Annotated in this window: 14 protein-coding genes and 1 tRNA gene; 11 read left to right on the top strand and 4 right to left on the bottom strand. The window is 33.2% G+C overall.

Annotated features, from left to right (window positions below):
* Positions 1–105 precede the first annotated feature (105 nt).
* The gene (locus AC6EIW_RS01200) at positions 106–963 is read right to left on the bottom strand and encodes an NAD(P)-dependent oxidoreductase (protein ID WP_498520816.1); all 858 of its coding nucleotides are present in this window, start codon (positions 961–963) and stop codon (positions 106–108) included.
* Positions 964–1,099: 136 nt separating this feature from the next.
* Here AC6EIW_RS01200 and AC6EIW_RS01195 point away from each other — a divergent pair, with 136 nt between their 5' ends.
* From AC6EIW_RS01195 to AC6EIW_RS01185, 3 genes are all read left to right on the top strand, one after another.
* Complete coding sequence (locus AC6EIW_RS01195; RefSeq protein ID WP_498520815.1) at positions 1,100–1,318, top strand: hypothetical protein; 219 nt, start codon at positions 1,100–1,102, stop codon at positions 1,316–1,318.
* A 192-nt stretch (positions 1,319–1,510) separates the two neighbouring features.
* Positions 1,511–1,846 carry a hypothetical protein gene (locus AC6EIW_RS01190; protein ID WP_498520814.1) on the top strand — a complete coding sequence of 112 codons (336 nt, stop codon included), beginning with the start codon at positions 1,511–1,513 and terminating at the stop codon, positions 1,844–1,846.
* An 8-nt stretch (positions 1,847–1,854) separates the two neighbouring features.
* On the top strand, positions 1,855–2,241 hold the full coding sequence (locus tag AC6EIW_RS01185) for a 2Fe-2S iron-sulfur cluster-binding protein (protein WP_498520813.1): 387 nt from the start codon (positions 1,855–1,857) through the stop codon (positions 2,239–2,241).
* 15 nt (positions 2,242–2,256) lie between these two features.
* On the opposite strand, the gene acsF is transcribed toward AC6EIW_RS01185, so the two are convergent.
* Both acsF and carB read right to left on the bottom strand, forming a co-directional pair.
* On the bottom strand, positions 2,257–3,363 hold the full coding sequence (gene acsF / locus AC6EIW_RS01180) for a magnesium-protoporphyrin IX monomethyl ester (oxidative) cyclase (protein WP_498520812.1): 1,107 nt from the start codon (positions 3,361–3,363) through the stop codon (positions 2,257–2,259).
* 223 nt (positions 3,364–3,586) lie between these two features.
* Positions 3,587–6,895 carry a carbamoyl-phosphate synthase large subunit gene (carB, locus tag AC6EIW_RS01175; protein WP_498520811.1) on the bottom strand — a complete coding sequence of 1,103 codons (3,309 nt, stop codon included), beginning with the start codon at positions 6,893–6,895 and terminating at the stop codon, positions 3,587–3,589.
* A gap of 120 nt (positions 6,896–7,015) precedes the next feature.
* Here carB and AC6EIW_RS01170 point away from each other — a divergent pair, with 120 nt between their 5' ends.
* The 8 genes from AC6EIW_RS01170 to AC6EIW_RS01135 all read left to right on the top strand — a co-directional run bounded on the left by AC6EIW_RS01170 (position 7,016) and on the right by AC6EIW_RS01135 (position 13,614).
* Positions 7,016–7,651: a DUF3318 domain-containing protein gene (locus tag AC6EIW_RS01170; protein WP_498507135.1), complete on the top strand. Its 636-nt coding sequence runs from the start codon at positions 7,016–7,018 to the stop codon at positions 7,649–7,651.
* Positions 7,644–8,018, top strand: coding sequence for a ribosome silencing factor (rsfS, locus tag AC6EIW_RS01165; protein WP_498520810.1), 375 nt, complete (start codon positions 7,644–7,646; stop codon positions 8,016–8,018). Before AC6EIW_RS01170 ends, rsfS begins: the two co-directional genes overlap by 8 nt.
* Positions 8,011–8,511 carry a CGLD27 family protein gene (locus AC6EIW_RS01160; protein ID WP_498520809.1) on the top strand — a complete coding sequence of 167 codons (501 nt, stop codon included), beginning with the start codon at positions 8,011–8,013 and terminating at the stop codon, positions 8,509–8,511. Before rsfS ends, AC6EIW_RS01160 begins: the two co-directional genes overlap by 8 nt.
* A gap of 45 nt (positions 8,512–8,556) precedes the next feature.
* Positions 8,557–9,477 carry an asparaginase gene (locus AC6EIW_RS01155; protein ID WP_498520808.1) on the top strand — a complete coding sequence of 307 codons (921 nt, stop codon included), beginning with the start codon at positions 8,557–8,559 and terminating at the stop codon, positions 9,475–9,477.
* 52 nt (positions 9,478–9,529) lie between these two features.
* Positions 9,530–9,606: transfer RNA gene (locus AC6EIW_RS01150), tRNA-Met, on the top strand.
* A gap of 1,442 nt (positions 9,607–11,048) precedes the next feature.
* Positions 11,049–11,240: a hypothetical protein gene (locus AC6EIW_RS01145; protein WP_498520807.1), complete on the top strand. Its 192-nt coding sequence runs from the start codon at positions 11,049–11,051 to the stop codon at positions 11,238–11,240.
* 193 nt (positions 11,241–11,433) lie between these two features.
* Positions 11,434–12,768, top strand: a complete 1,335-nt coding sequence (locus AC6EIW_RS01140) for a Rieske 2Fe-2S domain-containing protein (protein ID WP_498520806.1) — start codon at positions 11,434–11,436, stop codon at positions 12,766–12,768.
* Between the two features lie 33 nt (positions 12,769–12,801).
* On the top strand, positions 12,802–13,614 hold the full coding sequence (locus tag AC6EIW_RS01135) for an ABC transporter ATP-binding protein (RefSeq protein WP_498520805.1): 813 nt from the start codon (positions 12,802–12,804) through the stop codon (positions 13,612–13,614).
* On the opposite strand, the gene AC6EIW_RS01130 is transcribed toward AC6EIW_RS01135, so the two are convergent.
* On the bottom strand, positions 13,611–13,826 hold the full coding sequence (locus tag AC6EIW_RS01130) for a hypothetical protein (RefSeq protein WP_498520804.1): 216 nt from the start codon (positions 13,824–13,826) through the stop codon (positions 13,611–13,613). The two genes, AC6EIW_RS01135 and AC6EIW_RS01130, sit on opposite strands and share 4 nt — an antisense overlap.
* Positions 13,827–13,828: the final 2 nt, after the last annotated feature.

Below are 13,828 nucleotides of genomic sequence, written 5' to 3'. Positions count from 1 at the left end.
TAACCTAGCTCTAACATTTCAATAATCATTTTCTATTATAACATGCTTAACTAAGATTGTAAACAAATAAGTAATCAAAGTCTATCTATCACAGTTATTCTTGTCTTATTTTTTTATTAATGAGATGTATCTATGAAGAACAGCAACATCAAGTTCACCTAGACCGATTTGAATTAGCTTTTGCTCCATTTCTTTCACTCTAGATGCAATTGGTAGATCAATGTTTATAGATTTAGCTAGATCAATAGCAATAGATAAATCTTTATTATGCAGCTCTAATTTAAATCCCAAGGGATGTTTATTAATCAACATTGCTTTTGATCTATTTTCTAATGGCCAGGAATTAGCTGCTCCAACTTTTAAAGCATCAATTACATCATCCATTGGCAACTCAAGCAATTTACCTAATTCCATTGCCTCAGCAACTGCTGCATATGTTCCTGCAACAAGTATCTGATTAAGAGCTTTGACTTGTTGGCCTTTACCAACGCCATTAAAGTAATTTATTGATTTACCTAGAACTTGAAATATATGTTCAAAAGATAAACATTCTTCTTTACTTGCACCAATAAACAAAGACAATGAACCTTCAGAAGCTCCCTCTGTACCACCAGAAACAGGGCAGTCAACATAGAAAATATTTTGTTGAGCTAATCTTTTATGTATTGAGATAGATTTATTAGGACTTATTGTAGAGAAATCGATAACAAATGAATTAGGCTTTAATGAGCCTGATACACCATTAGCGCCAAATAGAACAGATTCAACTGCATCGTCATCAGTAACGCAAATCAAAAGGCCATCACATTCAATTACAGCTTCTATAGGATCAATAAAATATTTTCTTTTATCGTCATTATTAAGTTTTTTTCTCTTATATAAATTCAAATCATAGCCGTTATTAATTAGGCGCTGAGACATGGGCTTCCCAATAGATCCAAGACCAATAAAAGCTAGTTTCATTAAAATAAGATTTTCTTACAAAACGAACTAAGAGTAATAATTACGACAAAGGTTTGAACTATTACTATAAAAAATTAATATGATGCCAAATTAAGAAAATATGATGCGATAATCAATTCATTGAATACTTAAGAAATTGACTAATTTTACAGATTCCAAGAATGCGACTCACCATTGGTATCCATTCTTGAAGTATCAAGAGGAATGTGAAGCCGCTGGGAAGGAAGCTACTGTAAATGATTGGATGAGAGCTTCAGGGCAACTACAAAACAGAATTGATTTTGAAGAAGCAAAAAAAGCAGCTGAAGCTGAAGCTCTTAAAACAAAGGCTGAGGCACCTAAAAAAGAGGCTTAAATAATTAATTATCAATTAAGGAACTATATTTACTTCTTTTAAATAATTTGAAAGCTAAGTAAAGGAAACAAAGAAATCTTGTGAAGATCTATCAAACCATTTGCATCAATGCAAGTCATTTTACTAAAGTTATTTAATTAAGGTCCTAGGAAATACATAACCTAAGATCAAACTTTTTCTGATCCTTAATATATGTCAGAGACCAAAGCCCTAAACGTACTACTTGCACCAGAGGGGCAATTACAGGGTAATGGACAACTAAGAGAATCTTTTCATGAGAGAAGGGATCGTAAAGGATCTGATTATCCTATGTGGTTTTTAAATTCATCATTGGTTGTTAAATTTAATATCTCAGACAAAGAAGGATATGAGGCTGTTGTTGCAGAAGAATCCTCAACAATAGCTTGGCTAAAGCTTCGTTTTGGTGGAGAGAAGTTCACAAAAACACTTAATACTGAAGAGCTTTGGGAACATGCAAGCTTGCCACCTGAACCACCAGAAATAAAAGACATATCGACACAAGAGTAAATATTTTTATGAAACCAGTTCACAAAATAACAATTCACCATAAGCAAGAAGGTAAAACATATACCTTTGAGGTTCCAGAAGGAGAATATATTTTGAGAAATTTCGAGTCAAAAGATGAAAATGGTCAAATAATCGGTGATAAACTCCCATTCTCATGCCGAAACGGTTGTTGCTCAGAATGCGCAGTTAAAATAATTTCAGGTGAAATGGATCAACAAGCTTGCATTGGCTTGTCAAAAGAGCTGCGAGATCAGGGATTTGGATTATTATGCGTTTCCAAAGCAATAGGTCCATTGGAATGCGAAACGCAAGAAGAGGACGAAGTTTATAACGCTCAATTTGGGAAATACTTCAAAGGATTGGATACACAAGCAGGAAATCCCTTTGATATTTAAATTCCCCAAAAAATCTTATTTATCAGTCCAGAAATTCAAAATATCACCACCAGTAAAATTAACATCCTTGTCGTATCTCAATGCATTAGTTTTTTCCATTGGCAATGCAAATTGCCTAAAAATTAAAGATACAAATTTCAGGAACTTAACTGGCTTTGTTAACCCTTTTGTCGAAACAAATGCCCTAAAAGATTCAATAATTTGGTTTCTCAAGTCCCAAAACTTTTCGTCTTCAAGATTGAATACCCAAGGAAAAGCATTTTTAGAGGTGTGATTTGTTCTTTTGATAACTTCCTCATCAAATTCTTTAGGCTCAATGCCCAATAATTCATAAAATTCTCCTCTCTCACAAACTGTCAAAGTATGAGTTAGAAATACACTCCAAAGGAAAAAACGACTTAACAACTTACCTCTCCAACCTTTAGTAATTCCAGGCCAACATCTCATCATTACAGTAAAACAGTCTCCATGCCTGTTCTCGTCTTGACACCATGGTTCGAAAAAGTCAAACAAAGGAGCAAAGGCTTCTCCTGGATTAGCTTTAAGGTGCCTATCCATCAAGATATATCTCCAATAACCAATTTTTTCTGACAGGTATACAGAATAAATAACCCAACTTATTGGGAACCAAGTTGCTGCTCTTTTCCCACCTAAATGAGGTAGATCAACCTCAATACCCTCAGCGACAAGAGCTCTACTGAGAAATCCTGCATGTCTAGCTTCATCCCTGGCTAAAAACTGAAATAGTTTTCCAAGATCTCTATTTCCTTCTTTCTTTAAACGATTAGAAATTTCCTTAAAAAGTAAGAACCCTGAAAACTCAGAGATAACAGATCTTACTAAATAACTTTCATAGACCTCTTTTGACTTCTGCGGTAATTCTTGCAGCCTATCTAAACTTGCTTTTCTATCGAAATGAGTGCAATTATAATCAGCCTTCATCTCTGAAAGCATCGCTTCAAACTCTTCACGAGCATCAGTTAATTCTGTCTTGGCAGCTTTCTTAAATTCGGTTACATAAAAACGAGGTGTTAAAAGGTTTTCATCTAAATGGGGCGGCAACTCGTTAGTTCCGCGTGTATCAACTCTTAGTTTTGGTGAAGAAGAAGCTGTAGCGGTCATTCAAATTATCAAGCAAGAAGATAATTGTATGTCTTAATTAGAAAAAAAGGTGAATTTTTAATGAGGTAGTAATAGAGCTTTGCGTAAAACGACAAAAAAAGGAACTAAAAAAAAATATACAAAATTACTATTTAAGGATTTACAGAAAAAAATCAACAGAGTAAATAATATTTAGAATAGAAATATTACTATTAATTAAATAACCTTTCAAGCGAAATATCGCTTAGGAATGAATATCTTGTAAGGCTGAAACGGATAAGACTTGATTCTGCAATGCCTCAATCCCCTTCACTGCAGCACTAGCTCCTTTTAAGGTCGTCAATGTTGGGACTGAATAGTCAAGAGCTGCTTTCCTAAGGTATTTATCATCATAAATTGCTTGACGTCCAATCGGAGTATTTATTACCAACTGAACCTTTCCAGATCGAATCATATCCTCGATATTTGGTCTTCCTTCATGAACCTTAAGAACCCTTTCAACCTTCAAATCAAATTTCTCGAGATACTTGGAAGTGCCAGATGTTGCCAAAACTGAAAAACCTAATTCAATTAATTTTTTTGCTACGGGAATCAATGCTGGTTTATCTCGATCATGAGTAGATAAGAAAACAAAACCAGAAGTAGGTAATCCCTCACCGGCAGCGAGTTCGGATTTTGCATAGGCCATTCCAAAAGTATTTGCAGATCCCATCACCTCACCTGTTGAACGCATTTCTGGTCCTAAAACACTGTCTGATCCGGGAAAACGTCTAAAAGGCATAACCGCCTCTTTTATTGATTGAAGAGGTGGAATTGGTTCTTGATTTAAACCAATATCCTTGAGGTTTTTACTCAAAAGCAGCTGAGTTGCAATTTTTGCAAGAGGTATTCCAGTAGCTTTAGAAACGAAAGGAACAGTTCTTGAAGCCCTTGGATTAGCCTCAATAATGTAAACAATCTCATTACCTTCATCATCTCTTTTAACAGCAAATTGAAGATTAATTAGACCTACGACATCTAGCTCAATAGCTAAAGATTTTGTCCAACGCTTGATTGTTTTAATTGAGTCACTAGAAAGCGTTATGGAGGGGAGGCAGCACGCTGAATCGCCAGAATGAATTCCAGCAGGCTCAATATGCTCCATCAATCCTCCAATCACAACATCGTTACTGACATCACATAAAGCATCAACATCGACCTCAATTGCATTCTCTAAATATTGATCAATAAGGATTGGATGTTCAGGTTCAACATTTACTGCTTCCTTTATGTATCTTTCCAACTCATCTTGCTCATAAACAATTTCCATAGCTCTACCACCTAGAACATATGAGGGCCTAACGACTAAGGGATAGCCAACTTTATTAGCGACATCCAAAGATTCTTCGAAAGTTCTAGCGATTCCATTCTTAGGTTGCCTAATATTTAACTTTCTCAAAACCTTATCAAATTGCTCTCTATCTTCAGCTAAGTCAATTGAAAACGGGGATGTTCCTAATACTTTTGTTCTTAACTTTGTGTTTTCGGGTTTTTTCAACCAATTGGCTATTGGTAAAGAAAGTTTTAAAGGGGTTTGCCCTCCAAATTGAACAATTATCCCATAGGGTTCCTCAAATTCAATAACATTCAGAACATCTTCTAGAGTTAAAGGCTCAAAATAAAGTATGTCGCTTGTGTCATAATCAGTTGAGACCGTTTCGGGGTTACTATTTATCATTATTGTTGTATATTCTTCCTCTTGAGCTTGATAAGAAGCATGGCAACAACAATAATCAAATTCTATGCCTTGCCCAATACGATTTGGTCCTCCACCAAGAATCAAAATTTTATTTTTATTATCTTTTTTAATTTCACTTAGATTAAGATTTTTGATTATATTTCCATCTTTATCAATGGTTCGAACTGGTCTTTCATATGTAGAATAATGATATGGTGTTTTTGAGGAAAATTCAGAGGCGCATGTGTCTACTGTTTTATAAACAGGTAATATTTTAAGAGAAGTTCTTATAGATCTAATTGATAGTTCATCAGTATTTAGAGCAAATGCAATCTGACGATCAGAGAAACCTATTTGTTTAAGTTTGAATAAGAAATTAGGCTCTAAATCGTTAATATTTTTATACTTAAGTAATTTCTCCTCTGCATTTACTATATTCCTCAATTTTGACAAAAACCAAGGATCTATTTTAGAGAAAGAAAATATATCATTATCACTACGACCGTTCTTCATAGCTAATCGTACATACATTATTCTTTCAGGGGAAGGAGTCCTTAATTGTCTTTCTAAGTCAACAGATGAAAGCTTTTCATCATCACGATCACACCCCCAACCACTGAATCCAGTCTCAAGAGATCTTATTGCTTTTTGAAAAGATTCTTCAAAACATCTTCCTATTGCCATAGCCTCTCCAACTGACTTCATCGAGGTAGTAAGTATTGAGGAACTTCCTGAGAATTTTTCGAATGCAAAACGAGGAATTTTAGTAACAACATAATCAATTGAAGGTTCAAAACATGCGGGGGTTTTACCAGTAATATCATTAATAATCTCATCTAATCTATAACCAACGGCCAAAAGAGCAGCAATTTTTGCTATTGGAAAACCTGTAGCTTTACTTGCCAAAGCTGACGATCTGCTAACACGAGGGTTCATTTCAATTACTATAACTTCACCATCAATTGGATTGATTGCAAATTGGATATTGCTTCCACCAGTAGCAACACCAATTTCTCTAATTATTGAGATTGAATAATCTCGTAAACGTTGATATTCTCTGTCAGTTAGAGTTTGAGCAGGCGCTACTGTAATAGAATCTCCAGTATGAACTCCCATAGGATCAACATTCTCAATACTGCATATAATCACAACATTATCTGATAAATCTCTCATAACTTCTAGTTCAAATTCTTTCCAACCTAAAAGAGATTTTTCAATAAGTATTTGAGAAACAGGGCTAGCATCTAAACCTGTTTTGCATAATTCTAAAAATTCATCCTGGTTATAAGCAATACCTCCTCCACTTCCGCCTAGTGTGAAAGCAGGTCTGATAATTTTGGGAAATGAAGAAATTTTATTTCCTACTATTTCAGCTTCTTGAAGATTAGAAGCAATGCCAGATGGGCATACGTTAACCCCAATATTATTCATCGCTATTTTAAATAAATTCCTATCCTCCGCTTTCTTAATTGCATTTAGATCAGCACCAATTAATTCAATGTTGTACTTATCTAAAATTCCAGACTCTGCTAATTCAACTGAAATATTCAATGCAGTTTGGCCTCCCATAGTTGGCAAAAGAGCATCAGGTAGTTCTTTTTCTATGATTTGTTCAACAACTGAAGCTGTGAGAGGTTCTACATATGTCCTATTTGCCGTTTCGGGGTCGGTCATTATTGAAGCTGGATTTGAATTAACTAAAATGACTTCAAAGCCCTCGCTTCTAAGGGCTTTACATGCCTGGGTACCGGAATAATCGAATTCACAGGCCTGACCAATAACAATAGGTCCAGAGCCTAGTATCAAAATCCGACGTATATCTTTACGCCGTGGCATTTGAATCTCTTGTAAACTTCATTTATGTCACGCATTCTAGGTATCTGTTTATCATCTACTGTCTAGATCGGCAAACTACCACTAAAGTTTAACTAACTATCCGAACAAGAAACAAAGAGTATGAGCGAACTACAGCGCCTAAAAGGGCTGCTGCCACCAGAAAACCAAAGCTGGGTATTTATTGAAGCCGCGGCAGCAATAGATCCTCCCTTAATCACGCTCGAAGAAATTGGGCGAGATGAAGTGGAAATTCAAGTTGATCTCGAGCAATGGGATTACCTAGCTCAAGATCATAGAAATTTATTGTTTTGGCATGAGGTGGGACGCATTCAGAATGACACCATCCCTAGAGACGGTTGGGAAATGGCCGCTCTCGCAATAGGCTTAGGTGGTGCAATTGGAGAATTATGGGTACAAGATGGACTGCTTCTACTAATGGCTCTTGGATTGTCAGGGTTTGCGGGCTACAGATTATATTTAAAAAACAATTCAGAGAAACGTTTACAAGACGCAATCGCAGCTGATGAAAGAGCTATTGATTTAGCTTGTCGTTTCGGGTATAGCGTTCCAAATGCTTATAAAAGTCTTGGTGGTGCATTAAAAGATTTAGTAGAAAAATCTAGAAAGAAAAAAAAGAGAACATTTTACGAAGACAGATTAGAAGCCTTGAGGAAAAGTGCTGAAAGAGCAAGAGCAGAAATGGCATCTCAAGAAGGCTCTAAAAAATCAGTTACAAGTGAAAATGTTTATGGATAATAGTAGATTAATTGAACTAGCTGCAGGAGCTTGCGATGATAGAAAAGCTGGGGATATAAAACTTTTAAAGGTTGATCAAGTTTCTAGTATTGCCGATTGGATATTAATTACAGAAGGTCTTTCCGATGTTCAAGTAAGGGCAATAGTTAACAATGTGGAAAAGACTTTAAAAGAAGAAGCTGATCTACTCCCTCTCAGAAAGGAAGGAATTAATGAAGCAAAATGGGCATTATTAGATTACGGAGATCTGATAATTAATGTTTTTCAACCTTATGAAAGAAAATTCTATGATTTAGAATCATTTTGGAGCAATGGAATCTTTCATGGTTTTACTAATAATCAATTAATCGTATTAAAAGATGGATAATACAATATGTCCTGTTCCTTCAAATCAAAGACCATTAAATGAATTTAATAGTATTAGAAATTCTTGGATAATCTCCTGGCCTTTTTTAAAAAGAAGTATTTTCTATAGGAAATTAGTACTAAGTTGGTTTTTGATTACACCAATTAGCTTTACAATATCTTATGGAAGCGATTACCTGAAAAATAATATTTTTGACCTTACTTTTGTAAGTTTCACTGCCTCTCTTCTTTTCCCTATATTATTATTAATTAGGCAATGGTTAAGTTGGGTATATATATATAATAGACTAAATTCTGAAACCATTGAATATGAAGAATCTGGTTGGTATGACGGTCAAATCTGGGAAAAACCAATTGAGTGGAGATCGAAGGATTTACTTATAGCTCAGCACCAAGTTAAACCTATCCTAAATCATCTAGAAATAATAATAATAATACTACTTTTCTCAATTACTTTATTTTCATTGTTATTTATAGTTTTAGAAATGAATTAAAACATGAATATACAAAGAAAATTAGAAAGTAACAACTTAAATTCTATGAAAGTCCTCGTAAAAAGAGGTTCAAGCGTTGAATCAATTCATAGAGCTCACGCCTCAATTTGTGATACGAAAGGCAGGATATTAATGAAAGCAGGTTCGAGTGAATATGAAACTTTTATAAGGTCAGCATTGAAACCTTTCCAGGCATTGCCATTTCTTACGAGTGGAACTTCAGAAAAATTCAACTTAGATAATAGAACCTTGGCTCTTGCATGTGGTTCACATTGTGGAACTGCTAATCAAGCTAGAACAGCTTTCAAACTCTTATGGAATGCTGACATAGATATAGAAGAACTCAAATGCCCCATCCCTCAAGATAAAAAAAGCAGGCTTCAACACAACTGTTCAGGAAAACATTCGGCATTTCTGGCAACTTGCAAGAAAATGAACTGGGATCTAGATAGCTATTTAATGGGACATCATCCCCTTCAGAAAGAAATATTCAGAAGAGTTTCTGATTTATTGAAAATACCAGTTGAGGAATTAATTGCGGAAAGAGATGATTGTGGAGCGCCAACATTACTTTTACGTTTGTCACAGATGGCTATTTTATATGCACATTTATCCAGATCAGACCAGCCAGAATTTGAAAAAATAACTCGCGCAATGACTCAGAACCCAGACCTAGTAGCTGGGGAAGGATATTTTGATTCTGAATTAATAAAAAGAGGTCATAAGAAAATAATAAGCAAAGGAGGAAGTGAAGGTATTCAATGTATAGGCCTATTGGGTGAAGGAATTGGACTCTCTATAAAGGTAGAAGATGGATCGAAAAGAGCAAAGCATGCAGTAGCCATTCATCTCCTTCGTCAGCTTGAATGGATCACCCCATCAGCGATAGAGGAACTTGATGAGATCACTCTCCAAAAAAAACCTGGAATATATTTCGAAGTTGAAGGAAAATTAAAGATCCCTTAACTCAAACAAATCGATCTTTTTAGTCGCATAAAGATGTATGCTTTAAAAGCTACGCGGGGTAGAGCAGTCTGGTAGCTCGTCGGGCTCATAACCCGAAGGTCGGAAGTTCAAATCTTCCCCCCGCCACCAATTAAGAAGCCAGTCTTTGACTGGTTTTTTTAATGCTATTTTTTATGCTTAATAAGAAAAAAATTATAAAGAAAAGGAAACGGAAGATTGCAGTTATAGCTTAATTCATTTTTTTAGTCCAAACACACTCAAGGATACAGACAAATGACTAACCAGTTATTGCGATGAATCTATTAAAAATATCTACCGACTCACAACACGAAGGTCGGAAGATCAGACCTTCCCCACTCGCAATTAAATAAAGCCTGAGAAGACAGTATTTATGAATATCGCTGAAACCTTAGCAAGTACATCTATCTTACACTTAAACAATAGTAAAATGCATATATAAAAATTCAGGATTTTCTAGAGGACTAATAAAAAAGACACAATAAATGGCCATCCAAGCGAGCTAATTATTAACAAAGGTAGTAAGAAAAGATAATTGGCTTATAGACATTTTAAGAACTCCTATACATAATCCATTCGAGCCTGAAAGTAGCTATAAAAAAGCCCTTTGAAGAAAATAGAATTTACAAAAAACATAAAAATATTTATATATAATACAGAACTGTTATTATAATTTACGGATTATAATACAAAACAAATTGAAATCATCAAGAAATCAAATGAAAAGATAAATAATATATTGTGTAGAAAGGCTAAATAGAAAAATCATGAAATAATCACTTTCAAAAATACTATTTAGGTGAAAAAGGGGATAATCATTTAAACATGAGATGGAAAATAAATTTAAAGAAATATTTGATTGCTACAATCATACAAAAGGTGAAAAATATAGAGAAGAAAAGGGTTATGACTTTACTTTTTATTGGATATAAATACGAGTCGAGAAGGAAAATAAAATCTAATTAAAAAATTTAAGAAATTTTTTAATTAGATTTATAAAGAGATAAACTGATTTCATTAAATTAAAAAAAGACAAGGTTACAAAAATCATTCTAGTATTTATTCTATAAATTATTAAAATAATTTTTTTTTGGATTTTAGTATCAAAAATTATTCTTGTTAATAAACTATAAATGATATATATTCAATAATAGGAATTATACAATTATTTATTTTTGATAAATTTATAAATAAAGTTAACCAATCAATCAGAAAAAGAACTTACTATAATATAAAGAAGTCTAAACCCAATCTATATTTATGAAAAAAGATAATCTAAAGAGAATCATCAAACAGCTCGAGACCTTGCTAGAAGAGTTGAAAAGTGAAGTCTACTCTGACAAAGATTCATATGTTCATCCATGGGATGAACATATGAAAAACACCCCTAGAATTGTCAATACAGAAGACGATGACGGTTACGCGGATTAGTCGAAACAAACAGGCAAAAATAAAAAAAAGATAAAGAACAATCTGTATTCCCTTTTTTGGTACAACTACCTATTGCTCTAGAGGAATTTCAAAAGCAAATTATGGGAAAGTGAAAAAATTTAATGCCTACTTTACCTCAACTTGTAAAAGCCACCCCGCAGGGAGGCACTATTCATAAATATCAACTTTCTGGAGGAAAAAGTTCTTTTATGAGATATCTAGGTTGCTACCTTGGCACATGTAAATTCTGCAATGATATTGAAGAAGCATCTGAATTTGTATCAAGCATAGAGCTTTCTCCCAAAACCCTTTGAGCAATAGATTTTTATAAAACAGAAAAGACCCAACCGTACGTGCTTGAACGTTGAAAATACGTTCAAGTTTTTTTATGTAAATTTAATCGATACTCGAAGGCATTAGGTGCTATTTTTTTTGAGTCTTTAAGCACATAAGGAGAATACTCTTTTAATGAGACAATTTTCATCTCACTAGAAGATCTACTCGGTTATGAAAGAAGAAAAAGGAAAAGATAATAATTCATTTGAATATGAGACTAATAATCTCATTAGATCTACTTTTAATGAGAAAGAAAATGTTAATGAATTAGAAAATATTGCTTCAAAACCCTCCAATCAATTAACGAATGGACTTTTAGGTTGGTATTCAGTATCTAGTAGCGAGTCGATAAAAGATGGAAAATTAAATCACTTCACGATTTATAACGAGCCACTCGTTTTGTATCGTGATAGAGAGGGTATTGTTAGATGTGTAAAGGATGTATGCCCTCATAGAGGAGCTTCTTTTTTAGGCGGTGAAGTTATAAACGGTCAACTTGTTTGCCCTTATCATGGTGCTAGATTCTCATCTCAAGGGAGTTGTACAAATTTAGACAGAATAACTTGTCAGCATATTATTGATTCTAATTATGATAACTATGCAAAAAGCATAAAACTTTTTCAATATCCATGTGTTGAAAAAGAAGGTTATATCTACATTTATTACACGGGAACACCACTTGCTAACATTGAAGACTTCGAAATAAAGTATTCAATAAATAGCTTACTTCCTGATTCTTATGGATTTCCTTCTTTGGAATATGAATATGAAGAGGTATATGTAGATTTTAAAGCGGATTGGGCTAGAATTATTGAAAATCACTTAGATATATTACATGTATTCTGGATGCACGGAGACACAATCCCCGACAAAAATGTAAACAGAGATACTATAACAAGTTTTAATCAAAAAATTAAACGAGATAATAGGCAAATAGAAAGTATCTACTCATACAAAACAAACGGTCAAGAAGAGTTTATAAGAATAAAGTTTGTGCCTCCAGGCAGAATTTTTATATATAAGGGGTCGCCAGAAAGCACAAGATATATTCAGGTTCTTGATCATATTCCACTAGGAAACAATAAAGCGAGAGTGATAGTTAGACATTACAGGAAATTTTTAAAAAACAAACTGTTTACAACCTTAGTTTTATTTAGCAATCTACAAAGAAGGACATTTTATAAAATCTTTTCAGAAGATTATCTAGTATTGAAAACCCAAACATTTAATGAGCAAATGGGTTATATACAAAAAGATAATGTTAAGTTATTAGGTGAAGATAAGATGGTTCAATATTACTGGGATTGGCTCCAAAATGCATTAAACAAGGAAAAGCCATGGGATTTACATCCAACTAATTCATTAACAAATTCAGTTCATGAAGACAGAGGCATGCTATATCCACCAGAAAATCCTAATATGGCTATAAAGAATAATAGAAAATTAATTATCAAGCTTTTAACTAGATTATTATTCCCAATAAGTTTTATTCTGTTATTCATTTAATAGAGGTGAATTATAACTTTAAATACTATATAAATGGGAGTTGATTCTAAAAAAAATTTATTAGCCTGGGCTAGTTTTAAAAATATTAATGTACATATTGATCAAACAGAAATACTGTCGAATATAAATCTAAATCTAAACTATGGTGAAAATACATTAATCTTAGGCCCAAATGGTTCCGGTAAATCAACCTTTTTAAAGTTATTAAATAGATCCATTTATCCAATTTCTAGAAAAGAAAGCTCGTTAAAACTCTTCAGCATGGAAAACATAAATATTTGGGATGTAAGAAAAAGAATTGGATTTCTATTCAAAGAAATGGAGCAAAGAGTAAATAATGGAGTTAATCTTTATGATGTAATCATATCAGGATTTTCTGGGACATTTAATTCCAGATATTCAAAATTTCTTACAGAAACACAAAGAATTAAAGTAGAAAATCTAATAAATGAATGGGAACTAGATAATATTATTAACAATGATTTTATTACATTATCTGATGGACAGAAAAGAAGGGCTTTACTAGCTAGAGCTCTTGTTTACGAACCAATTATATTAGTTCTAGATGAGCCATTTTGTAATTTAGATATAAAGTCAAATTTTTTATTAAATAAAAACTTAAATAAATTAATCAAAAACTCAGTAAATATAGTTTATGTTACACATAACTTAGAATCAATTCTACCTAAAACTAATAGAGTTATTCTAATAAAAAAAGGAAAGATCATCAAAGAAGGTGACCCAAATGACATAATAAATTCAAAAATAATTAGTGATCTTTTTGAAATATCAATAAATATAGTTAAACAAAATGGATACTGGAGAGGCATTCCTCTAGATAACTAAATTATCACAAGAATAAAAGAAACAATTAATATGCAAATAAAGAAAAAATACTTATTTCTAAACAAAGGAATATCAAAATTATTTATTTTATTATTTCCTGATCTTCTAACGCCAAAGGGTGTTCCACATGAATTACATACCAATCTTCCAGACAATGAACGATCAGCCCTCAAATTATAGCTTCCACAAACTAAGCATTTATTTGATATCATTA

This window comes from Prochlorococcus sp. MIT2308, from assembly GCF_059772345.1.
This window is presented reverse-complemented; position numbering and strand designations above follow the sequence as displayed.

Excerpts from the sequence above, each read along its gene's own strand:
- AC6EIW_RS01200 (WP_498520816.1), bottom strand. The coding sequence starts at position 963 with ATGAAACTAGCTTTTATTGGTCTTGGATCTATTGGGAAGCCCATGTCT.
- AC6EIW_RS01190 (WP_498520814.1), top strand. The coding sequence starts at position 1,511 with ATGTCAGAGACCAAAGCCCTAAACGTACTACTTGCACCAGAGGGGCAA.
- AC6EIW_RS01185 (WP_498520813.1), top strand. The coding sequence starts at position 1,855 with ATGAAACCAGTTCACAAAATAACAATTCACCATAAGCAAGAAGGTAAA.
- acsF (WP_498520812.1), bottom strand. The coding sequence starts at position 3,363 with ATGACCGCTACAGCTTCTTCTTCACCAAAACTAAGAGTTGATACACGC.
- carB (WP_498520811.1), bottom strand. The coding sequence starts at position 6,895 with ATGCCACGGCGTAAAGATATACGTCGGATTTTGATACTAGGCTCTGGA.
- AC6EIW_RS01170 (WP_498507135.1), top strand. The coding sequence starts at position 7,016 with ATGAGCGAACTACAGCGCCTAAAAGGGCTGCTGCCACCAGAAAACCAA.
- rsfS (WP_498520810.1), top strand. The coding sequence starts at position 7,644 with ATGGATAATAGTAGATTAATTGAACTAGCTGCAGGAGCTTGCGATGAT.
- AC6EIW_RS01160 (WP_498520809.1), top strand. The coding sequence starts at position 8,011 with ATGGATAATACAATATGTCCTGTTCCTTCAAATCAAAGACCATTAAAT.
- AC6EIW_RS01155 (WP_498520808.1), top strand. The coding sequence starts at position 8,557 with ATGAAAGTCCTCGTAAAAAGAGGTTCAAGCGTTGAATCAATTCATAGA.
- AC6EIW_RS01145 (WP_498520807.1), top strand. The coding sequence starts at position 11,049 with ATGCCTACTTTACCTCAACTTGTAAAAGCCACCCCGCAGGGAGGCACT.
- AC6EIW_RS01140 (WP_498520806.1), top strand. The coding sequence starts at position 11,434 with ATGAAAGAAGAAAAAGGAAAAGATAATAATTCATTTGAATATGAGACT.
- AC6EIW_RS01135 (WP_498520805.1), top strand. The coding sequence starts at position 12,802 with ATGGGAGTTGATTCTAAAAAAAATTTATTAGCCTGGGCTAGTTTTAAA.
- AC6EIW_RS01130 (WP_498520804.1), bottom strand. The coding sequence starts at position 13,826 with ATGATATCAAATAAATGCTTAGTTTGTGGAAGCTATAATTTGAGGGCT.